This window comes from Bacillus sp. FSL W8-0640 (assembly GCF_038007725.1).
GTDB classification, from domain to species: domain Bacteria; phylum Bacillota; class Bacilli; order Bacillales; family Bacillaceae_G; genus Bacillus_A; species Bacillus_A cereus.
Genome location: NZ_JBBOXT010000001.1, coordinates 332,532 through 353,383, shown reverse-complemented (window position 1 = coordinate 353,383; position 20,852 = coordinate 332,532). Strand labels below are relative to the sequence as shown.

The window sequence follows — 20,852 nt, the reverse complement described above, 5'->3', positions numbered from 1 at the left end:
AAAAACCATTGGAGGATATTATGAAAGCTCACGCAATTTTCGATTTCTTACATTTACTAGTCTTAACGCTGAAAAGCTATTATGTATGGGGAATGCCTATCTATGTCTTCATTATTCCTCTTATCTTTGTAGTCGGTTATATTATTATTAATTCTAATAAGAAACAAAAAAATACATCTATTCAAAGTCACTAATCTATTACATTAATAACCTCCTAAAAATCATATTCCCCTCATTTTCTTCAAATGATATGATGAACAAGGGTATATCCCCACCACTCTTATAGCGGTGGGGATTTTAATGTAAATATGCAACATACTACACAATAGAAGGTGATTTTTATGAGAAAATACGCAGCAATTGCTTTATGTACGTCTGCCATTCTAGCAGGCTGTAATACTAACAATGTAAGTCCAGAACCTAAAAAAGAGAAAACGGCTCAAGGGATTAAGAAACAAGAAGAGACTGTGCAAGAACAAGGTAAAATCTCACATAATTCAGTTACACACGAATCTACAAACACAAGTATTCATATTACAGACATAAAAGATTCTTTAAATGAAGTACAATATAAAATTTGGCGCACAGCTGATGGCAAGGAAAGTGCTAAATCTTTTTCTTCTAAAGAAAAAGAGAAACAATTCACACTTCCTTTTGATATAAAGGAATTTGAAGGAAAACGCGGTGAGTTCCAAATTGAAGCAACAGGAATGAAAGAAGATGGGAAAACAATCCCGCTTACGAAATCTACTATTACTTTCGAACAAAAGGTTCCTGTTCTTATGTATCACGCAATTGATGATTATCATGGTCAAGGCATTAAAGATTTATTCGTATCACCAGCTAACTTTGAAGCACAAATGAAACATTTAAAGGACAATGGTTATACGCTTTTAACGTTTGAACGCTGGGGCGATATAAATACAGTAAATAAACCGATTTTCGTTACATTTGATGACGGTATGAAAAATAATATGAATGCATTTCGCATTTTACAAAAGCTAAAAGATGATACTTTTAAACCGGCAGCAACAGAATATATGATTGTTGATAACGTTGATGTAGAAGGAGCATTGTCTACTTCTGAAATAAAAGAAATGGTTGATTCCGGCATTTTCTCGGTGCAATCTCATACTGCAACACATGCAGACTTACCGAAAATTACAAACTATGAGGAAGAGTTAAAAGGTTCAAAAGAAAAGCTAGAAAAAATAACAGGTAAGCCTGTTATCGCGATTGCTTATCCATTCGGTCATGTAGATGATAAGGTTGTTGCAGAAACGAAGAAGTATTATCAATTTGCGACGACGACAAAGCCTGGGCAATTCATTACGAAGGGTGAACCTGATGAATTGTTAAAGATGAAGCGCGTTCGTATACACCATACAACGACTGTAGAGCAGTTTGCTTCTTCAATTAAGTAAATATAAGGGCTCAATACATTTTGAGCTCTCTTTTTACTTTATATTTATATATATTTTTAGAATTTTCTTGTATTATATATAGTAAGAAATCTTTCAAATTAAAGGAGATTATACATATGTCATTTGAACAAACGTTAGAGAAATATGCTGCTCTTGCAGTTAATGTTGGTGTTAATATTCAACCTGGACAAACTTTATCAATTAGTGCACCTCTTGAAGCTGTACAATTTGTACGCCTCGTTACAGAAAAAGCATATAAATCTGGTGCAAAACACGTATATGTAGATTGGAATGATGAGACGTTAACACGCTTAAAATTCGATCTAGCTCCTGAAGAAGCTTTCGCTGAATTTCCATCTTGGAAAGCACATGCTCGTGAAGAATTAGCAAAAGAAGGCGCTGCATTTATGTCTATCTATGCGGAAAACCCTGATTTATTAAAAGGTGTAGAACCATCGCGTATCGCAACAGCTCATAAAGTAGCTGGAGAAGCAATGAAAGTATACCGTGATTACGTACAAGCAGATAAAGTAAGCTGGTGTGTCATTTCTGTTCCTACGAAAGAATGGGCTGCGAAAGTATTCCCTGACGTAGCGCCAGAAGAACAAGAAGCAAAGTTATGGGATGCTATTTTCAAAGCTACTCGTGCTGATTTAGAAAATCCTGTAGAAGCATGGAAAGAACATGATGAAACATTACATACAAAAGTGGATTACCTAAACGAAAAGCATTATAAAGCTCTTCACTATACAGGTCCTGGAACAGATTTAACAATCGAACTTCCAGAAAAACATGTATGGGCTGGTGCTGGTAGCTTAAATGAAAAGAACGTACCATTTATGGCTAATATTCCAACTGAAGAAGTATTTACAATGCCACTTAAAACAGGTGTAAATGGCCAAGTTTCTAGTACAAAACCGTTAGTATTTGCAGGTAATATTATCGATAATTTCACGTTAACATTTGAAAACGGACGTATCGTAGACTATAAAGCTGAAGCTGGTGAAGAAGCTTTAAAACATTTAGTAGAAACAGATGAAGGTTCTCACTTCTTAGGGGAAGTAGCTTTAGTACCTCATGACTCACCAATTTCAAACACAAATGTTTTATTCTACAATACACTATTTGACGAAAATGCATCTTGCCACCTTGCGATTGGAAATGCTTACGCATTTAACTTAGTTGGCGGAAAAACAATGTCTAAAGAAGAACTTGCTGAAAACGGCGCAAACGCTAGTATTACACACAACGACTTCATGATTGGATCAGCTGAGCTTGATATTGACGGTATTACTGCTGATGGCAGACATGAACCTATCTTCCGTAAAGGTAACTGGGCGTTTTAAATTTATTACCATAAAGAAACACATTGGATAATCCAATGTGTTTCTTTATTTATTTGGTTTCAATTCAAATTTTATTGTTCTATTTTCACGCGTAAACTCTGGTCTATACGTAGCGATATACGTATTTTCTTTCGCTACGTCAAATAGCATGATATCTTGAATTTTTTCTTCTGGTGCTAACTTTTTACTAATAAAGCTATCAGGGTTATTATATTCTTTAAATCTTGTACCTTTCTTATCGGTAATCTCAAATTCATAAAATGCAAAAGGTATTTCCTTTTTACTATTATTTTCTACTTTGAAAATAATCCCCAAAATCTCCTCTTTCTTTTTATCCTCATCATAATCCGGATATCCTAATTTAACTGAATCGATAGTTACTTGCAAACCATCTACGTCTACTGTCTCCCCTATTTTATACACTTTATCTTGAACATCTTCTTGTTTACTTTCATTACTATCTTTAGTCTCAGTGCAAGCACTTAAACTAAAAGCTATGCCAAAAATTAAAACAATTTGACTCACCTTTTTTAACATATTCTTTCCCCCACATAAGACAATATTTCATATGTATCATAACAAAATGCTTTACGCTTTCTTGTCATATTTTGTCGTATTAATTGCTAACTGCACAAATAGAAAAAAGCTATCTTCTACAAAAGATAGCTTTCATGATGCCGATGAAACCTTAAGCCCAATGACACCCAAAACAATAAAAAGAATACAAAATGCTTGAAATAAACTAATATGCTCTTTAAAAAAGTACACACTAATGATTGTAATAAGTAATGTTCCAACGCCAGACCAAATAGCATAAGCAATACTTAAATGGATCTTTTTCACAACGATGGCGAACACGCTGAAACAAATTCCATAAAACACGAAAATAAGTACACTTGGAACGAGCTTTGTTAAACCATTTGATAGTTTCATCGCAATTGTTCCAGCTACTTCAAAAATAATTGTAACAAGTAATAATAGCCAATATACCATACTAGAATCTCCTTCTCTGTTACCTTATAGAGATTCTAGTATACTACTTATAGTCCCAATGAAATATATTTAATTTCTAAATATTCCTCGATGCCGAAATGGCCTCCTTCACGGCCGATACCACTTTCTTTAAAGCCACCGAATGGTGCTTGTGCAACTGATGGAAGACCGTCGTTTAGACCGATAATACCGTACTCTAACGCTTCACTAATTTGGAATGCTTGGCTAATGTCTTTCGTGAAAATATACGCAGCTAAACCGTATGGTGTATTATTTGCACGTTCGATTACTTCATCAACTGTTTTGAATTTCGCAACTGGTGCCACTGGCCCAAATGTTTCTTCATTCATACAAAGCATCGTATCATTTGCCAACCCAATTACAGTCGGTTGAATGAAATGTCCCTCTAACTCTGCGACCTTTTGACCACCATATAAAACTGTTCCACCTTTTTGAATAGCATCTTCAATATGTTCTTGTACTTTTGAAACTGCATTCTCATCAATAAGTGGCCCAACAGTCGTTCCGTCACCGAAACCGTCTCCTACTTTCAACTGCCCTACTGCCTTTTGGAACTTCTCTACAAATACTTCGTATACTTCTTCTTGAACGAATACTCGGTTTGTACATATACACGTTTGTCCTGCGTTACGGAATTTCGAACCAATCACCGCTTCTACTGCTTTATCTAAATCTGCATCATTCATTACGATAAACGGAGCGTGACCACCTAACTCAAGTGAAACTTTTTTCATCGTTTGCGCCGCACTAGCCATTAACTCTTTCCCAATTTCCGTTGACCCTGTAAAGGACACTTTTCGAACGCGACTATCTTCCATCCATGTATCAGCAATTGCTTTTGCACTACCTGTTACGATATTGATTACGCCCTTTGGAATATCTGCTTCATGGGCTAATTCCGCTAATTTCAATGCAGTTAGCGGCGTTTGACTTGCCGGTTTCACAACGGCTGTACAGCCTGCTGCAAGCGCTGGGGCTACCTTTCTCGTAATCATAGCAGCTGGGAAGTTCCAAGGTGTAATAGCTGCCATAACGCCAACTGGTTGCTTCATAACTAAAATGCGCTTATTCGGATGAGAAGCAGGAATCATTTCACCATATACACGTTTCCCTTCTTCTGCATACCATTCAACAAAACTATTTGCATAATTTACTTCACCAAGCGCTTCTGCAAACGGCTTTCCTTGTTCCTTCGTCATAAGCGCTGCGATCTCTTCTTTATTTTTATCAATAAGCATGAACCACTTTTTTAACTTCGTTGCACGATCTGCTGCTGTTAACTTAGACCATGATTGAAAAGCTTCATGGGCAGCATCAACAGCTTGCTTTGCCTCTGTTATCCCGCCCTTTGGTACCGTCGCAAATATTTCCTTCGTTGCTGGATTATTTACTTCGATTTGTTCTTGCAATGTAATCCACTCACCATTTATATACATCGCCTTTTTCTCTACATTTACAAACGTCGCTTTTTTATCCAATGTTCTCTTCCTCCTCTATAAGTTTCTTTATTTTCCTAGTGGCAGCAGATTGACTTATTTTTAAAAACTCCGCTACTTTATAACTCGATCCATATGTTTTATATGCTTTCAAAATAATATTTCGTTCTACTTCTTCTAACATTTTATAGAGACTTTGACCGGACTGTTCAACCGTTGATTCTTGCATCGCTATTGGCAAATCTTCTATCGTAACGATATCATCAGCAGTTATAACAATTCGCTCAATCACATTTTCAATTTCTCTATTATTTCCTTCCCAAGGGTAACCAACAAACATTTGTAATGTACTAGGTGCTAATTTTACATTCCGGCCATATTTCTCGTTAAAATGCTGTAAATAATGATAAATGAGTGGCAAAATGTCTTCTGTTCTTTCCCGGAGTGGCGGAATTACAATTGGAATGACATTCAGACGATAATATAAATCTTTCCGAAATGTTCCTTGTTTCACCATCATACTTAAATCTCTATTTGTGGCTGCTACAATTCTGACATCTACCTTTTTTAATTCTCTTCCGCCAATAGGTCGAAATGTCTTCTCCTGCAACACTTGCAAAAGCTTCGCTTGAATTTCAAGCGGCATTTCGCCAATTTCATCTAAGAAAAGAGTTCCTTTATGCGCGGATTCTAATAGACCCTTTTTTCCTTCACGATTCGCACCTGTAAAAGATCCACCTGAGTATCCAAAAAGCTCTGATTCAATTAAATTTGTTGGCAATGCTGCACAGTTAATTTCATAGAAACTTTCATTCTTCCGATTACTCACTTCATGTAAATGACGTACTAATCGACTCTTCCCTACTCCTGTCTCACCTAAAACGAGAACAGTACTATCCACCACAGATACTTTTTTAATTGTCTCGACTATTTTTTGCATAGCGATACTTTTAAAAATAAGTCCTTCATGCTCATACGTTTCTCTTAATTCTTTTTTATATGTTTTTAATTGATTATCCATTTCCTCTACCTTTTGACGTAATTGGTAGAGCTCTGTAAGATCACGAGAGTAACTTATCACTCTTCTTAAATTTCCCTCATCATCAAAAACAGGCCTTGTACGAACGTGTAAATACTCTCCTGATTTTGTCGTTTGGACGAGTTCAATGGGCCTCTTTTTTTCAATTACTTCTAACGTTGCCGATGGATAAAAGATACCATCCTTCTGCAACTCTTTTACATGCTTACCTACTAACTCTTTAGCAGCTAATTGATAGTGCCTTTCACATGTACTATTTACACGCACAACGATTCCCTTTTCGTCAGTCACAAAAATTTCGTCAAACGCATATTCAAATACATCTTGTAAATCCATTAACACTCGTTCCTTTTCTGCAACCATCCTAGCCACCCCTAACTTCCAAAACATCGATTCACTTCACTACCTTCATTATAAAGTGAATTTTCTGAATTTTATATAGAGTCAGCTAGAATGTTTGCGATTTATTATTTAACTTTTAAACACGAGCAGTATTTGCTTTCTCATAACAGACTTGCAATGACTCTTCAATGATTGTTAATCCTTCTGCAAGTTGCTCATCTGTAATTACTAATGGCATGAGCACACGAATAACATTGCCGTATGTCCCTGCTGATAGTAGAAGTAATCCGCGTTTGTTTGCTTCTGCGCACAAATTAGCTGTTAATGTTTTATCAGGTGCTTTCGTCTTACGATCTTGAACGACCTCGAATGCACACATTGCCCCTAAACCGCGCACATCACCGACACAATTATATTTATTTTTCATCTCTTCAAATCGGTTCATTACGACTTTTCCTAATTCTATCGCTCTATCATTTAAATTCTCTTTTTCTATTACATCAAGTACTGCCAATGCTGCTGCACATCCTAGTGGGCTTCCTGCATACGTTCCACCAAGCTCTCCCGGTGCAGACTCATTCATAATTTCCTTGCGCCCAATCACACCACTAATCGGTACACCAGCGCCTAATGATTTAGATACCGTAATTAAATCTGGAACGACATCATAATGATCAATGGCAAAATATTTTCCGGTACGACTAAATCCTGTTTGAATTTCATCCGCTACAAATAAGATGCCGTGTTCTGAACAAATATTGCGTACTGCTTGCACAAACTTCTTACTTGGAACGATAAATCCGCCTTCCCCTTGAACAGGTTCCATAACAACGGCTGCAATTGTTTCTGGTGCTACTTCTGATATGAAGAAATTCTTAAACTCTTCAATCATAAAGTCATCGTACTGCTCTTCAGTTAGTCCTTCTGGGCGACGATATTCGTATGGGAATGGCGCTTTATATACTTCCGGTGCAAATGGGCCAAATCCAAATTTATATGGTTTTACTTTACTTGTCATCGTCATTGTCATTAATGTACGTCCGTGGAAACCTTTAGAAAACGCAATAATACCAGGTCTTTTTGTATATTTACGAGCGATTTTCACCGCATTCTCAACTGCTTCTGCACCACTATTTAGAAATAGTACTTGCTTATCAAAACTTCCTGGCGCTAATGCCGCAAGTTTTTCTGCTAATTCAATATATGGCTCATACATCATGACATTAAATCCAGTATGAATGTATTGATCTACTTGTTTATGGAGTGCTTCTTTCACAGCTGGGTGACAATGTCCTACGTTAATTGTTCCAATTGCTCCCGCGAAATCAATGTACTGATTACCATCAACATCTGTTACAAGAGCACCATTTGCAGATTGTACAAACGTTGGGATGCCGTTACTTACTCCTTTTGGTACTATATTTTGGCGGCGTTCTAATAAAGACGCTGCTTTCGGTCCAGGAATTTGTTCATTTACTTTAGCAAATTTTTTTGTGTTCATTGCGTACCCCATCCTTTTCTTTACATTGTTTTCTCTTTTTATTGCAAAATGTATGCCAACTTTCTTTTCTAGCATTTATCCTATATTCTTTGTATCCAGGCATAAAAAATAAGTCTATAAAGACTCATTAAGAGTCTTTATAGACTTATTTTCCTTACACATTAGACTTTTCTTTCTCCCAGAAAAACTCACCCGATTGAGAAATAAACTCTCCAACAGAATCTAACACTAAATCAGCAAGTGGTTCTAATGTTGGACGGTCTCCCGTACCAGATAGCACCCCAATTGCATAGCAATCGCCATTTTTGGCTAAATGTAAATCAGTTGGCGTATCTCCAACAACCGCAACCTCACATGATGCTAAATTAAATTTCTCACAAAACACTTCTATAATCTTTTTATCTGGTTTTTGCGCAGGGAATGTATCCGAGGCTATAATATAATCAAAAAAGTTCTCCAACTTATATTGTTTTAAAAATAATTCTGTTGGTGCGAAATCATCCGCCGTGACAACCCCTAATATAAATCCTTTATCTTTTAATGCCTGTAACACTTTCGGTAAATCTGCTGTCATTTTCATATGCGAACGATGCTCATACATAAGGGAAAATAACTTCTCACTTACCCAATGATGCATCTCTTCTTCTCTAGCAGACTCAATATAATTACAAAGCCCCTTCGCTACATCAAGGCTTGTTCCAGCAGCTATTGCACTCCTCGGATTAACAAATGCTCCCTCTACACCAATCTCTTCTAATAAGGTCTGCCGCATTGTACTTGGTAAATGATATAAACTTATACATTCAGCTACAAGTTCTTCAGCTACTTTTATCCATATTGAATGAAAATCCATTAATGTCCCATCTTTATCAAATAATATCGCCTTTACCTTCTCCATAGCACCCTACCTCTCATTTCTTATCTCTTCCAGTGTATCAATAAAGTATGGATGTAAAATAAAAGAATTGTAAAAATACCATAAAAATCAAACTAACTCCCAATTTACAATTCATTTTAACAAAGTAAAAAGGATGCCTTTACAGGGCATCCTCTTGATGTTCAGGAACAAATAGTTCTAAACAATGATATATATTTTCGAATTCCATCGGTGCATCTCCACCATACTCACCATCTAAATTAATCATTAGTTTATCTGGTGAATGTACTTTAATTCGGTTCGCTTGTGTATATAACACTTTTGGATTATTAATATGTTCACCACGTTGTGCTTGTGTTGCTGCTTTAATTAAATCAGCGATAGAACCTTTTTTCAGTACTAATAGGTCAAATAACCCATCGTTAATAGATGCATACGGTGCTACCTTTTCAAATCCACCTACTGAACGGGTATTCGTAATTAAAAACATCGTAATTTCTTCTTGTAGTAACTTTCCATCATACTCAATTTCAACATATGTCGGATGCAATGATGGTAACATCTCGATACCTTTTAGGTAATAAGCAAGTTGTCCTAATACTGTCTTTAACTTACTCGGTACTTCGTATGTTAATTCTGTAATACGACCGCCACCAGCGATGTTAATAAAATATGTATCGTTCGCTCTACCAAGGTCTAATGGCACTGTTTTTCCTTCGCAAATAATATCTGCTGCCTCTTCAATAGAACGAGGTACACCAATTGCACGTGCAAAGTCATTTGTCGTTCCAACTGGAATAATTCCAAATTTCGGACGGAATTCATGCCCAACTAAACCGTTTACTACTTCATTTAATGTACCGTCGCCACCAGCCGCAATAACAACATCAAACTTACGATCCGCAGCTTGCCTCGCCGCCACAGTAGCGTCTCCAGGACCCGTTGTCGCATGACAAGATGTCTCATAGCCAGCTTGTTCTAATTTTTGTAATACTTCTGGTAAGCTCTTCTTAAATAGCTCACGCCCCGAAGTAGGATTATAAATAATTCTTGCTCGCTTCATCATTTATTAGCACAGGAAATTTCTTTATGTATCGAAAAAGAACATACTGAACTTCTATTCAGTATTCCCATGCCTACCTCCTCTCATCTTGCTATCCTTCTTTTATCCCGCTCAAACAGGCAGTAAGAACCCGATTCGTGTAGTCCATCAAAAGTAAATATTCATTTCAATGGTTTTTTATTTGACTCCAAAATTTATCCCGCTATTTGCGGGCAGTAAATGCCCGATTGGTGAGGGCTAATAATCAATGGTGGATGAACCTCCTACTGATTAAAGTTTCACTTTATTTCTATCCATTCTTCCATAAAAATTTACATATAACGAATAATAACTATCTATTATTTCATGAGATGAAAAAAACCTCTATGTTTAGATTTATCATTATTCCCACCTTTTTGCAACTATCATACCATAGTTGCTATACAAACATTTTTCCACTTTTGACAGTTAATCAAACGTTTGTTTAAACGATTTTGTCTCATTTAAACAAACGTTTGATTAACCTAGAAAAACACCCATGTACGGGTGTTTTTCTGCTTAATCTTTAAAAGTCACTACTATTATCGCTTATTAATCTCTTCAAGTAAGATTTTGTTAACAAGTGGTGGATTTGCTTGTCCTTTTGTAGCTTTCATAATTTGACCAACTAAGAAGCCAATTGCACGGTCTTTACCGTTTTTAAAGTCTTCGATAGATTGCTCATTATTATCAAGAATTTCTGTTACAACTTTACGAAGTGTACCCTCGTCAGAAATTTGAACAAGACCTTTCGCTTTAACGATTTCTTCTGGGTCTCCACCTTTTTCAATTAATTCGTTAAATACTTTCTTCGCGATTTTAGAAGAAATTGTACCTTTTTCAATTAATTGAACCATTTTAGATAAACCAGCAGGCGTTAATGCAACGTCTTTTAATTCTTTTTGTTGTTTGTTTAAGTATGCAAGTACTTCACCCATTAACCAGTTCGATGTTAATTTCGCATCAGCACCGTCTGCAACAGTTGCTTCAAAGAAATCAGACATCTCTTTCGTTAATGTTAACACGTGTGCATCATAAGCTGGTAAGCCTAATTCTGCAACGTAGCGAGCTTTACGTGCATCTGGAAGTTCTGGAATAGAAGCTCGAACTGCTTCTTTCCACTCATCATCGATGTAAAGTTCAACTAAGTCTGGCTCCGGGAAGTAACGGTAATCGTCAGATCCTTCTTTCACACGCATTAAGATTGTTTTCTTTGTTGCTTCATCATAACGACGTGTTTCTTGTTGGATGATGCCACCAGATAACAGTTCTTTTTCTTGGCGCACTTGCTCATGCTCAAGACCTTTTTGTACGTAAGTGAATGAGTTTAAGTTTTTCAGTTCCGCTTTTGTACCGAACTTCTCTTGTCCAACTGGACGAAGAGAAATGTTCGCATCACAACGTAAGGAACCTTCTTCCATCTTACAATCAGATACACCAGTGTATTGAATGATTGATTTTAACTTCTCTAAGTATGCATATGCTTCTTCTGGCGTACGCATATCTGGCTCAGATACGATCTCGATTAAAGGCATACCTTGACGGTTGTAGTCTACTAATGAACCATCAGCTGTATGCGTTGATTTACCAGCATCTTCTTCTAAATGAAGACGTGTAATACCGATACGTTTCTTTTTACCGTCTACTTCGATTTCAATCCAACCATTTTCACCAATTGGCTTATCAAATTGAGAGATTTGGTAAGCTTTCGGGTTATCTGGATAGAAATAGTTTTTACGGTCAAACTTCGTTTCCGTTGCGATTTCACAGTTTAATGCCATTGCAGCTTTCATTGCAAAGTTAACTGCTTCTTTATTTAAAGTAGGAAGTACCCCTGGGTATCCTAAGTCAATTACACTTGTTTGTGTATTTGGCTCCGCTCCGAATTCTGTTGGACTCGCAGAGAAAATTTTCGAATTTGTTTTTAACTCAACGTGAACCTCTAAACCAATAATTGTTTCTAAATTCATCTATGCTCGCCTCCTTACAGACTTGCTTTTTTTGTATGATAGTCTGTTGCTTGCTCAAACGTATGTGCAACGCGGTAAATTGTCGCTTCATCGAAGTGTTTACCAATGATTTGTAGACCAAGTGGCATGTTGTTAGCACCGAATCCACATGGAACAGAAATCGCTGGAACACCCGCTAAGTTTACTGGGATTGTTAAAATGTCATTTGCATACATTGTCATTGGATCATCAACTTTTTCGCCCACTTTAAATGCCGGAGTTGGCGTTGTTGGTCCAATAATAACATCATAGTTAGCAAATACATTTTCAAAGTCGTTTTTAATTAATGTACGTACTTGTTGTGCTTTCTTGTAATATGCATCATAGTAACCAGAGCTAAGCGCAAATGTACCAAGCATAATACGACGTTTAACTTCATCACCGAAACCTTCACTACGTGTGTTTTTGTAAAGATCTAATAAGTTATTTACATTATCAGAACGAACACCGTAACGCACGCCATCAAAGCGTGAAAGGTTCGCAGATGCTTCAGAAGAAGATAGTAAGTAATACGTTGCTAGAGCGTATTTAGAGTGTGGAAGCGATACTTCCTCCCAAGTTGCGCCCATACCTTCTAATACTTTTAAAGCAGCTAGTACTGACTCACGAGCTTCTTCGCCAACACCTTCGCCTAAGTATTCTTTCGGTACAGCAATGCGTAAACCTTTAACATCGCCTGTTAAACCAGCTAAATAGTTTCCAACTTCAACGTTTGCAGAAGTTGCATCCATGCGGTCAATACCTGAAATAGCTTGTAATAAGTATGCATTGTCTTCTACTGTACGTGTAATCGGTCCGATTTGGTCAAGTGAAGATGCGAATGCTACTAATCCGTAACGAGATACGCGTCCATAAGTTGGTTTTAAACCTACAACACCGCAATATGCAGCTGGCTGACGGATAGAACCACCCGTATCAGAACCTAGAGAGAATAGTACTTCTCCTGCTGCTACAGCTGCTGCAGAACCACCACTAGATCCGCCCGGAACGTAATCTAAGTTCCATGGGTTTTTCGTAGCGTAGAATCCTGAGTTTTCATTTGAAGAACCCATTGCGAACTCGTCCATGTTTAATTTACCGATTGTAATTGTGTCAGCAGCTTTTAGCTTTTGCACAACTGTCGCATCATAAATTGGATCGAAGTTTGCTAACATTTTGCTCGCACAAGTTGTACGAAGACCGTTAGTTACAATGTTATCTTTTACACCAATTGGCATACCGAATAATAAACCATTATCTTCAGCGCCGATTTTTGCATCTAATTCTTTCGCTTTTGCGCGTGCATTTTCTTCATCTAATGTAAGAAAAGCTTTTACGTTATCTTCAACATCCGCAATACGTTTGTAAGATTCTTCTACTAAATCCGTAACGGAAATTTCTTTGTTGTTTAACTTCTTATGTAACTCTGATACTGAATGATCAAATAATGACATCGAAATTCCCCTCCTCTATTCTAATACTGCTGGAACACGGATTTGATTATCTTTGTGATCCGGTGCATTTTTTAATACTTCTTCGACTGGTAAACCTTTTTCTGGTACATCTTCACGCATAACATTTTTCATAGTTAATACATGAGTTGTTGGTTTTACATCTGTTGTATCTAATTCATTTAACTGTTCTGCAAATGTAACAATTGCATCTAGTTGTTTTTGAAATTTTTCTGCTTCTTGATCAGTAATTGCAAGACGTGCTAAATGTGCTACGTGCTTTACATTCTCAACGGAAATTCTTGACACGGCTAGGCCACCTCCATAATATATCGTTCAATCTACAATACTATTGATGATACCAAATTTTCAGTACTTCAAGCAAGTCAACACAGAGTACTTACGCCATTTTTACATAAAAAAAGAAAGGCAAATGCCTTTCTTTACAATTTACTCTTTATCTAACGGTTTATTTTTCGGAAATCTCTCGTTATCTTCTTCATTATCACGAATTGTTTTTTGTAATACAAAACAAGACATCGTTAAAAATAATGTTCCAATTAAATAGTATCCTTTTACACTAAGCGTTTCATCTAACGTATAAATCCCAATTAGCATACCTGAAATCGCACAAACAAATGAAGTCCATGCTAAAAACGTGAACGCTTGCGTATTACGTCTTCTCATCGTTCTCCCCCTCGTTAGCTGCATACCCATTATAGATAAGTATATTTACCATGATGGATTTTTATGTAAATTCTCGTTTTATATTTATAAATCTATCATAAAAGAATACTATTTTAAAGAAAGTTTTCTGCCTAATCTGAAAAAACAATTAAAATCATTGACAATTATTTCTATTCTACATAAAATAAAAATAAATATTACGAACCTCGAAATATACGGGAGTGGAATTAATTGTTGCAATATGAACATTTTTTAGACTTACTGCTAGATAACGCCAAGAAACTTTTCTATCCTGAAGAATGGGTAAGCCTAGATTTAACACTTTCTAAAACAGAAGTATTTTGTTTACTTTGGATGGAACGAAATACAGATATTACAATGACGAAAATTGCTGATCTTCTTGATATACCGATGAGTACAACAACGGGCGTTGTAAATCGCCTTGTAAAAAAGGGATATATTGAACGCTACCGTGATGAAAATGACCGACGTATTGTATTAATTCGGTTAACAGAAAACGGCGTAATACTCGTTCAAGAAGTAAAACAAAATGCGGCCCATTACTTTAGCTTAGTAACAGAAGCATTATCAGAAGAAGAAAAAGCATTCTTACTACAAATCTTCCAAAAAATCATGAATCACATCGCTACGTCACAGCAAAAAACAGAAGAAAAGATTTCTACACCTAAAATGAAAAACATTCCGATTGAATAAAACCCTATCTGGGTTTTTATTCAACCATTTACTTCGACACTCGTAATATTCGACATTCGAAACAAAGGGGATATGAATGATGAGAATTATCTTGTATACAGGTAAAGGCGGCGTAGGAAAAACTAGCATTTCAGCAGCAACAGCAATTCAAAGTGCGAAACAAGGATTAAAAACATTAGTAATGAGCACAGATCCTGCTCATAGTTTAGGAGATTCATTTGGTATAAAGCTATCTTCTGAACCACTAGAAATTCGTGAAAATTTGTGGGCACAAGAAATTAATACGATTTATGAAATGGAAAAAGGCTGGGGAAAATTACAGAAATATATTACACTACTCTTCACTTCTAAAGCAGCTGATGATATTACAACAGAAGAATTAACGATGTTTCCCGGTATGGAAGATTTAATTAGCCTACTTCGCGTACTCGATTATTATAAGCAAGACACATATGATGTTATCATTATTGATTGTGCCCCTACAGGAGAAACATTAGCAATGCTAAGCTTTCCAGACATGCTCGGCTGGTGGATGGAAAAATTATTTCCTATTAAAAGAAAAGTTTTAAAAGTCGTTCGTCCAGTAGCTCAACCACTCCTTGGTGTCCCTCTTCCAACCGACGATATTATGGACGAATTAACAAGTACACTTGAACAGCTCGGAGAAATGAGAGATATTTTATCAAATCGAGAAGTAACAAGTATCCGCATCGTTGTAAATCCTGAAAAAATGGTCATTAAAGAAGCCCAGCGCAGCTTTACTTATTTGAATTTATACGATTATAACGTAGATGCCATTATGATTAACCGCGTCATCCCTAACACTGTCACCGATCCTTATTTTCAGGCATGGAAAGATACACAGAAGAAATATAAAACATTAATTAAAGATAGTTTTCAACCCCTTCCTATTTACGAAGCTCCAATGTTTGAACAAGAAGTTGTTGGTTTGTCTATGTTAGAACGTGTAGGAGATTCTTTATTTAAAACTGATCATTCCCCTACAAAAGTAAAATTTAACGGGCGCACTCAATATGTAAAAAAGGATGGCGATGAGTATATTTTCGTTCTGTCCATTCCCTTCTCAAACAAAAGTGAACTTTCCTTAAATCAAAAAGGTGATGAACTTATTATTCGAGCGGGTTCTGTTAAACGGAACATCACGTTACCAAAAACATTAACACACCTTTCTATTCAAGGAGCAAAATTTGAAGAAGATGTACTAAATATTCGGTTTGGAGGTGTAGTACATGCATGAGGAATTACTACGAAGGGTAATTCGTACAAAAGTAAAAGTCGGGATGCATATATTAGAAGAGCTACCTAATCCAATCCAACAATCAGCTAAGCAAATATTAAATATTTTACAAGAGGAACTAGCTGCTTATCTGAAAGAACGAGAGCATCATGAAGTTAATTTAAAAAATATCATAATTGAATAACCATCTCTGTATAGAGGGCCTTTTTTTAGGCTTTCTATACTTTATTGGAGTGATGTAAATTGATGAAAAAACATTCCACTACTATATTCTGGATCATTCCCTTATTATTTTTCATTCATAACCTTGAAGAAGCTTTCCAAATGCCACAATACCTTGCTAATCAATTTTCAATCCGTCTTATAACTAGCCAACAATTTTTCATCGCCATTTCCGTATTAACAATCTTTGTATTACTTATCGTCTTTCTATATCAACTTAACTTCTTGTCTTCTATATGCTGGATTATTTTTATACAAGGGGCCATCTTCTTCAACTCTGTTCAACATATTATTTTGTTTTTCATTTATCGCTCTTATAACCCCGGCGTAATATCAGCATTTTTCATTACTCTCTTTTCTATTTTCTTTTTTTTATCAAAAAAACACTTAATTCATCCAAAGCAATTCGTAATTACACTCCTTTTCAGCTTATTTTCTTATCCCATTATAATTTGGATCACCTTACTGTTCGCTAGCTACTTTCATTCATAAAAAAAGACCAGGAAAATTCCTGGTCTATCACTCTACTTAACAAACATTGGATTCTATGTTATACAAAATTGGAAGGTACAGAATTAGGGTTTGTTTGTTAAGTTTATATGTTGAACGAACTAACAGCGGAGGGGTTCCTTCTGTTAGTCCATTAAACCCAATGATTATTTTACGATTTTTTCAAGCTCATCAAGTGAAAGATCTACTGAAATGGAACCATCATTTGTTTCTTTCTTAATTGCGTCTGTTACTTCTTTTGAATGATATAGTTCAATTACTTTTTTCAATGTTGGATCATCTTTATCTTTCTTACGAGCTGCAAAAATATTAATATATGGCTTTGCATTTTCATTCTTTGGATCTTCTAGGAAAATAGGATCCTTCGCTGGATCTAATCCAGCTTGACCAGCAACACCGTTATTAATAACTGATGCCGCTACATCTTTTAACACACGAGGTGTTTGCTGTGCGATAACCGGTGTAATTTTTAATTTCTTCGGATTTTCAGCAATACCACTTGGATCTCCAAATAGACCAAAGTCTTTTTTAAGCTTTAATAATCCAGCTGCATCAAGAAGTTTTAATGCCCGTGCTTGGTTCGTTGGATCGTTTGGAATTGCAATTTCTGAACCATCTGGGATTTCATTTGCTTTCTTATATTTTTCAGAGTATAAACCCATTGGCGCAATTTGCGTTGTACCAACAGCTGTAATATCTAACTTATGCTCTTTTTTAAATTGCTCTAAGAAAGCAATATGCTGGAATGAGTTTAATTCAATATCTCCATCAGCTAACGCTTTATTTGGCGTTGTGTAATCAGAGAACTCGACCAGTTTAATCTTAATCCCTTCTTTTTCAGCTTTTTTCTTCAAAATTTCCCAAGCGTCTCCATCCGTTCCAGTTACACCGACGCGAACTACTTTTTCTTTCGCTCCTGCACCCGTGTCTCCACTTGAGCAGCCGCTTAATGCTGAGACTCCTACAATCGCTGATAATGCAAATGCTAAAATTTTCTTCATTTTCTTTTCCTCTCTTCCTTTTTATGATCTGCGTAACAAGACTTTCGCAAAGTAGTTTCCTAAATTTTGAGCTATCTGTACGAGAATGATAAGTAACACGACCGTTACGAACATAACTGATGTATCAAAACGTTGATAACCATATGTCATTGCCAAGTCACCAAGACCGCCACCACCGACAAGCCCAGCAACTGCAGAGAATTCAATTAAACCAACTGTCATAAATGTAACACCTAAGATTAATGGTGCTAACGCTTCTGGTACAAGGATTTCAAAAACAATTCTAATTGGTGAGGCGCCCATTGCTTGCGCTGCTTCAATTACTCCTTTCGGAACGGAAACAAGGTTTGTTTCAACCATTCTAGCAATACCAATTGATGCGACTAACGTCATCGGGAAAATTGCCGCTGCTGTTCCAATCGTCGTTCCGATAACACTTCTTGTTAGTGGACTTAAGGCTACTAAAAAGATAATGAATGGTACCGGACGAATTGTATTAATTATGATGTTAAGAATAGAAAAGACCCATTTATTTTCTAAAAAGTTTCCTTTTCTCGTTACATATAAAAGTAAACCTAGAGGTATACCCAGAATTGTAGCGAATATAAGGGTTACAATTACCATTAAGAGGGTATCCCCCGTCGCATCTAGTATGCGCGGCCAAAATATACTCCAATCAACTCGCATGAGCTTCTACCTCCTTCAGCTGCACTTGCAGTCTTAGATGTTGTAATGCTTTTTGAATTTCCCTCTGCTCACCTTGCAACTCTACAAGAAGATTTCCAAATAGCACATTTTGAAGTTCAATAATATTTCCGTACAGTACATTTACATCGACGTTATAGTTTTTTGCGATATATGATAGTACCGGCTGTCCTGTCTCCTCACCAGTAAATGTTAGACGATAAATTTGACCACCATTTTGAATTTTCGCTAGAACACTTTCCGGTAAATGATCATTAATGACAGAACGTACAAAGTTTTGAGTCGTCTTTGTTTTTGGTTGCGTGAAAACATCAAACAGTTTTCCTTCTTCAATAACTTTCCCCTTCTCCATTACAGCTACACGGTGACAAATTTCTTTCACAACATGCATTTCATGTGTAATAAGAAGAATTGTTAAATTGTATTCTCGATTTACTTTCTTTAATAAGTTTAGAATTTCTGTCGTCGTTTCTGGATCTAAGGCTGATGTTGCCTCATCACATATAAGAATATCTGGCGATGTCGCAAGTGCTCTAGCAATGCCCACACGCTGCTTTTGCCCACCTGATAGCTGCTCTGGATAATAGTTTGCTTTATCTTCTAACCCTACAAACTTCAGCAGTTCATTTACTCTTTCTTTTATCTCATTCTTTGGTACTTTCGCTAACTTTAATGGATAAGCAATATTTCCAAATACTGTTCTTGAATTAAATAAATTAAAACTTTGAAAAATCATTCCGATTCTTTGTCTTAGTTTACGCAATTCTTTCGTCGATAATGATGTAATATCTTTATCATCTATTGAAATCGTTCCTGCCGTCGGTCTCTCTAACATATTTACTAAGCGTAATAACGTACTCTTTCCAGCGCCACTAAAACCGATAATGCCAAAAATTTCGCCTTTCTCAACTGATAATGTTACATCCTCCACCGCATGAACAGATTGGCCAGCTGATTCATACACTTTACTTACATTGGTAAAAGAAATCATTTTTTCCCCTCCTATATGCTGTAAAAACTTGAAGCAGAGCTTTCGAGGTAAAATAAAAAGTGCCCTCCTTCTTATCAACCATAAAGATAAGAAGGAGAGCACTTATATGTACTCGTTCACATCTTCTCATCTTCCAAGCCTTTATATGGCTTGCTGGAGTTAGCACGGTATTAAAAAACCCGTTGCTGAGGTATCGTAGGGCCAGTCCCTCCACCTCTCTGGATAAGAATGTATCGATTTAATTGTCGTTTAATTAATTCTCATTATAGAACTCAGAATAATAAGAGTCAATACATTTTTTAGAAAAATATTAATTATTCCTTTATTAAAATTTTCAGATGAATATTCATCTGAAAAATAGTAACTTTCAAGGTTATTTAAAATTCTTCTTCCTCATATTTTTAAACAGGAGAATCCTCTCTACGAATTGAATAAATTTATTTGAATATGAAACTCGGAGGAAGATAAATATATGAAAACAGCTCTTTTACTCGTCGATATTCAAAACGATTATTTTCCAAATGGAAAGATGGAATTGCGTAATCCAGTAGAAGCAAGCGAATATGCTAATCAGTTATTACAACAATTTAGAACAAACAGCGAACCTATTTTTCATATCCAACACGTAGCTATAAAAGATGACGCTACTTTTTTCCTACCTAATACAGAAGGTGTACATATTCACGAAAGCGTACGTCCACTTAGAGAAGAAACAGTTATAGTCAAACATTATCCAAATAGCTTCCGAGAAACTAATCTTCTAGAGCAATTAAAACGTTTTAATATTGAACATGTCGTTGTATGCGGGATGATGACTCATATGTGTATCGATGCAACAGTAAGGGCTGCATTCGATTTTGGCTTTCAATGTACCGTTATACATGACGCTTGTGCTACAAAAGACCTTTCTTTTAAGAACGCTACTATACCAGCTGTTTATATTCACAATACAATTTTAGCTAGTTTAAATGGCGTATATGCAAATGTAATAAGCACGCAAGAATTTTTAGCTACATAAAAAAACACTCCTTTCAGTGAGCAAAACCGAAAGGAGTGTTCCTTGTCGAACCATAGATTTTCTTTCAAATTGTATTATACAGGAAATTCTCAAAATGAATACTAAAAAATATGACTAATAAGTCAACTTTTCTCATTATTTTATTTCTGTTTACATGTTTATCCCGCTATTAATAGGTTTTAGCTCAGTCTCTTCGAACGACGGTAATATATGGGGGTTCAATTTTAAAAGGAGCTCTTCACATTCT

Annotated in this window: 21 protein-coding genes, 1 pseudogene and 1 riboswitch; of the genes and pseudogenes, 8 read left to right on the top strand and 14 right to left on the bottom strand. The window is 36.1% G+C overall.

The window, feature by feature from the left end; genetic code table 11:
- Positions 1-20: 20 nt before the first annotated feature.
- From N2V80_RS01905 to N2V80_RS01895, 3 genes are all read left to right on the top strand, one after another.
- A complete protein-coding gene (locus N2V80_RS01905) occupies positions 21-194 on the top strand; it encodes a hypothetical protein (RefSeq protein WP_000643592.1) in 174 nt (57 codons plus the stop codon).
- A gap of 147 nt (positions 195-341) precedes the next feature.
- Positions 342-1,424, top strand: coding sequence for a polysaccharide deacetylase family protein (locus N2V80_RS01900; RefSeq protein WP_001233709.1), 1,083 nt, complete (start codon positions 342-344; stop codon positions 1,422-1,424).
- A 116-nt stretch (positions 1,425-1,540) separates the two neighbouring features.
- Entirely contained in the window at positions 1,541-2,770 is a 1,230-nt protein-coding gene (locus N2V80_RS01895) for an aminopeptidase (protein WP_000007357.1), read from the top strand.
- A gap of 45 nt (positions 2,771-2,815) precedes the next feature.
- On the opposite strand, the gene N2V80_RS01890 is transcribed toward N2V80_RS01895, so the two are convergent.
- From N2V80_RS01890 to N2V80_RS01840, 11 genes are all read right to left on the bottom strand, one after another.
- Positions 2,816-3,307 carry a DUF4352 domain-containing protein gene (locus N2V80_RS01890; RefSeq protein ID WP_000915105.1) on the bottom strand — a complete coding sequence of 164 codons (492 nt, stop codon included), beginning with the start codon at positions 3,305-3,307 and terminating at the stop codon, positions 2,816-2,818.
- Positions 3,308-3,439: 132 nt separating this feature from the next.
- Entirely contained in the window at positions 3,440-3,763 is a 324-nt protein-coding gene (locus tag N2V80_RS01885) for a DMT family transporter (RefSeq protein WP_000263262.1), read from the bottom strand.
- 47 nt (positions 3,764-3,810) lie between these two features.
- Positions 3,811-5,262 carry an NADP-dependent succinate-semialdehyde dehydrogenase gene (gene gabD, locus N2V80_RS01880; RefSeq protein ID WP_061655291.1) on the bottom strand — a complete coding sequence of 484 codons (1,452 nt, stop codon included), beginning with the start codon at positions 5,260-5,262 and terminating at the stop codon, positions 3,811-3,813.
- Complete coding sequence (locus N2V80_RS01875) at positions 5,255-6,622, bottom strand: sigma-54 interaction domain-containing protein (RefSeq protein ID WP_061655290.1); 1,368 nt, start codon at positions 6,620-6,622, stop codon at positions 5,255-5,257. The genes gabD and N2V80_RS01875 overlap by 8 nt, the downstream gene beginning before the upstream one ends.
- 115 nt (positions 6,623-6,737) lie before the next feature.
- The gene (gabT, locus tag N2V80_RS01870) at positions 6,738-8,102 is read right to left on the bottom strand and encodes a 4-aminobutyrate--2-oxoglutarate transaminase (protein ID WP_061655293.1); all 1,365 of its coding nucleotides are present in this window, start codon (positions 8,100-8,102) and stop codon (positions 6,738-6,740) included.
- A 154-nt stretch (positions 8,103-8,256) separates the two neighbouring features.
- Entirely contained in the window at positions 8,257-9,000 is a 744-nt protein-coding gene (locus N2V80_RS01865) for an HAD family hydrolase (RefSeq protein ID WP_000416667.1), read from the bottom strand.
- A gap of 139 nt (positions 9,001-9,139) precedes the next feature.
- Positions 9,140-10,045, bottom strand: a complete 906-nt coding sequence (locus N2V80_RS01860) for a diacylglycerol kinase (protein ID WP_000977679.1) — start codon at positions 10,043-10,045, stop codon at positions 9,140-9,142.
- Between the two features lie 557 nt (positions 10,046-10,602).
- Positions 10,603-12,030, bottom strand: coding sequence for an Asp-tRNA(Asn)/Glu-tRNA(Gln) amidotransferase subunit GatB (gene gatB / locus N2V80_RS01855; protein WP_001047685.1), 1,428 nt, complete (start codon positions 12,028-12,030; stop codon positions 10,603-10,605).
- 14 nt (positions 12,031-12,044) lie between these two features.
- Positions 12,045-13,502, bottom strand: coding sequence for an Asp-tRNA(Asn)/Glu-tRNA(Gln) amidotransferase subunit GatA (gene gatA / locus N2V80_RS01850; protein ID WP_061655289.1), 1,458 nt, complete (start codon positions 13,500-13,502; stop codon positions 12,045-12,047).
- Between the two features lie 15 nt (positions 13,503-13,517).
- Entirely contained in the window at positions 13,518-13,808 is a 291-nt protein-coding gene (gatC, locus tag N2V80_RS01845; RefSeq protein WP_000086999.1) for an Asp-tRNA(Asn)/Glu-tRNA(Gln) amidotransferase subunit GatC, read from the bottom strand.
- 141 nt (positions 13,809-13,949) lie between these two features.
- The gene (locus tag N2V80_RS01840) at positions 13,950-14,186 is read right to left on the bottom strand and encodes a YiaA/YiaB family inner membrane protein (protein WP_001254391.1); all 237 of its coding nucleotides are present in this window, start codon (positions 14,184-14,186) and stop codon (positions 13,950-13,952) included.
- 231 nt (positions 14,187-14,417) lie between these two features.
- Here N2V80_RS01840 and N2V80_RS01835 point away from each other — a divergent pair, with 231 nt between their 5' ends.
- The 4 genes from N2V80_RS01835 to N2V80_RS01820 all read left to right on the top strand — a co-directional run bounded on the left by N2V80_RS01835 (position 14,418) and on the right by N2V80_RS01820 (position 16,872).
- Positions 14,418-14,900, top strand: coding sequence for a MarR family winged helix-turn-helix transcriptional regulator (locus N2V80_RS01835; protein WP_000942472.1), 483 nt, complete (start codon positions 14,418-14,420; stop codon positions 14,898-14,900).
- A 76-nt stretch (positions 14,901-14,976) separates the two neighbouring features.
- Entirely contained in the window at positions 14,977-16,158 is a 1,182-nt protein-coding gene (locus tag N2V80_RS01830) for an ArsA family ATPase (protein ID WP_002102676.1), read from the top strand.
- Positions 16,151-16,342 (top strand): DUF3926 domain-containing protein, encoded by a 192-nt coding sequence (locus tag N2V80_RS01825; RefSeq protein ID WP_000544105.1) that lies wholly within the window; start codon positions 16,151-16,153, stop codon positions 16,340-16,342. Before N2V80_RS01830 ends, N2V80_RS01825 begins: the two co-directional genes overlap by 8 nt.
- A 62-nt stretch (positions 16,343-16,404) precedes the next feature.
- The gene (locus N2V80_RS01820; protein WP_001986283.1) at positions 16,405-16,872 is read left to right on the top strand and encodes an HXXEE domain-containing protein; all 468 of its coding nucleotides are present in this window, start codon (positions 16,405-16,407) and stop codon (positions 16,870-16,872) included.
- 164 nt (positions 16,873-17,036) lie between these two features.
- On the opposite strand, the gene N2V80_RS01815 is transcribed toward N2V80_RS01820, so the two are convergent.
- From N2V80_RS01815 to N2V80_RS01805, 3 genes are read right to left on the bottom strand one after another with little or no spacing between them, the layout of a single operon-like run.
- Positions 17,037-17,891 carry a MetQ/NlpA family ABC transporter substrate-binding protein gene (locus N2V80_RS01815; RefSeq protein ID WP_000721594.1) on the bottom strand — a complete coding sequence of 285 codons (855 nt, stop codon included), beginning with the start codon at positions 17,889-17,891 and terminating at the stop codon, positions 17,037-17,039.
- A 21-nt stretch (positions 17,892-17,912) separates the two neighbouring features.
- A complete protein-coding gene (locus tag N2V80_RS01810) occupies positions 17,913-18,578 on the bottom strand; it encodes a methionine ABC transporter permease (protein WP_001261865.1) in 666 nt (221 codons plus the stop codon).
- Positions 18,568-19,587, bottom strand: a complete 1,020-nt coding sequence (locus tag N2V80_RS01805) for a methionine ABC transporter ATP-binding protein (protein ID WP_000623013.1) — start codon at positions 19,585-19,587, stop codon at positions 18,568-18,570. The genes N2V80_RS01810 and N2V80_RS01805 overlap by 11 nt, the downstream gene beginning before the upstream one ends.
- A gap of 123 nt (positions 19,588-19,710) precedes the next feature.
- Positions 19,711-19,816: riboswitch (SAM riboswitch) on the bottom strand.
- Between the two features lie 243 nt (positions 19,817-20,059).
- Here N2V80_RS01805 and N2V80_RS01800 point away from each other — a divergent pair.
- Positions 20,060-20,625, top strand: a pseudogene (locus N2V80_RS01800) (cysteine hydrolase family protein).
- Positions 20,626-20,852: the final 227 nt, after the last annotated feature.

Excerpts from the sequence above, each read along its gene's own strand:
- N2V80_RS01905 (WP_000643592.1), top strand. The coding sequence starts at position 21 with ATGAAAGCTCACGCAATTTTCGATTTCTTACATTTACTAGTCTTAACG.
- N2V80_RS01900 (WP_001233709.1), top strand. The coding sequence starts at position 342 with ATGAGAAAATACGCAGCAATTGCTTTATGTACGTCTGCCATTCTAGCA.
- N2V80_RS01895 (WP_000007357.1), top strand. The coding sequence starts at position 1,541 with ATGTCATTTGAACAAACGTTAGAGAAATATGCTGCTCTTGCAGTTAAT.
- N2V80_RS01890 (WP_000915105.1), bottom strand. The coding sequence starts at position 3,307 with ATGTTAAAAAAGGTGAGTCAAATTGTTTTAATTTTTGGCATAGCTTTT.
- N2V80_RS01885 (WP_000263262.1), bottom strand. The coding sequence starts at position 3,763 with ATGGTATATTGGCTATTATTACTTGTTACAATTATTTTTGAAGTAGCT.
- N2V80_RS01875 (WP_061655290.1), bottom strand. The coding sequence starts at position 6,622 with ATGGTTGCAGAAAAGGAACGAGTGTTAATGGATTTACAAGATGTATTT.
- gabT (WP_061655293.1), bottom strand. The coding sequence starts at position 8,102 with ATGAACACAAAAAAATTTGCTAAAGTAAATGAACAAATTCCTGGACCG.
- N2V80_RS01865 (WP_000416667.1), bottom strand. The coding sequence starts at position 9,000 with ATGGAGAAGGTAAAGGCGATATTATTTGATAAAGATGGGACATTAATG.
- N2V80_RS01860 (WP_000977679.1), bottom strand. The coding sequence starts at position 10,045 with ATGATGAAGCGAGCAAGAATTATTTATAATCCTACTTCGGGGCGTGAG.
- gatB (WP_001047685.1), bottom strand. The coding sequence starts at position 12,030 with ATGAATTTAGAAACAATTATTGGTTTAGAGGTTCACGTTGAGTTAAAA.
- gatA (WP_061655289.1), bottom strand. The coding sequence starts at position 13,502 with ATGTCATTATTTGATCATTCAGTATCAGAGTTACATAAGAAGTTAAAC.
- N2V80_RS01840 (WP_001254391.1), bottom strand. The coding sequence starts at position 14,186 with ATGAGAAGACGTAATACGCAAGCGTTCACGTTTTTAGCATGGACTTCA.
- N2V80_RS01830 (WP_002102676.1), top strand. The coding sequence starts at position 14,977 with ATGATGAGAATTATCTTGTATACAGGTAAAGGCGGCGTAGGAAAAACT.
- N2V80_RS01825 (WP_000544105.1), top strand. The coding sequence starts at position 16,151 with ATGCATGAGGAATTACTACGAAGGGTAATTCGTACAAAAGTAAAAGTC.
- N2V80_RS01820 (WP_001986283.1), top strand. The coding sequence starts at position 16,405 with ATGAAAAAACATTCCACTACTATATTCTGGATCATTCCCTTATTATTT.
- N2V80_RS01815 (WP_000721594.1), bottom strand. The coding sequence starts at position 17,891 with ATGAAGAAAATTTTAGCATTTGCATTATCAGCGATTGTAGGAGTCTCA.
- N2V80_RS01810 (WP_001261865.1), bottom strand. The coding sequence starts at position 18,578 with ATGCGAGTTGATTGGAGTATATTTTGGCCGCGCATACTAGATGCGACG.
- N2V80_RS01805 (WP_000623013.1), bottom strand. The coding sequence starts at position 19,587 with ATGATTTCTTTTACCAATGTAAGTAAAGTGTATGAATCAGCTGGCCAA.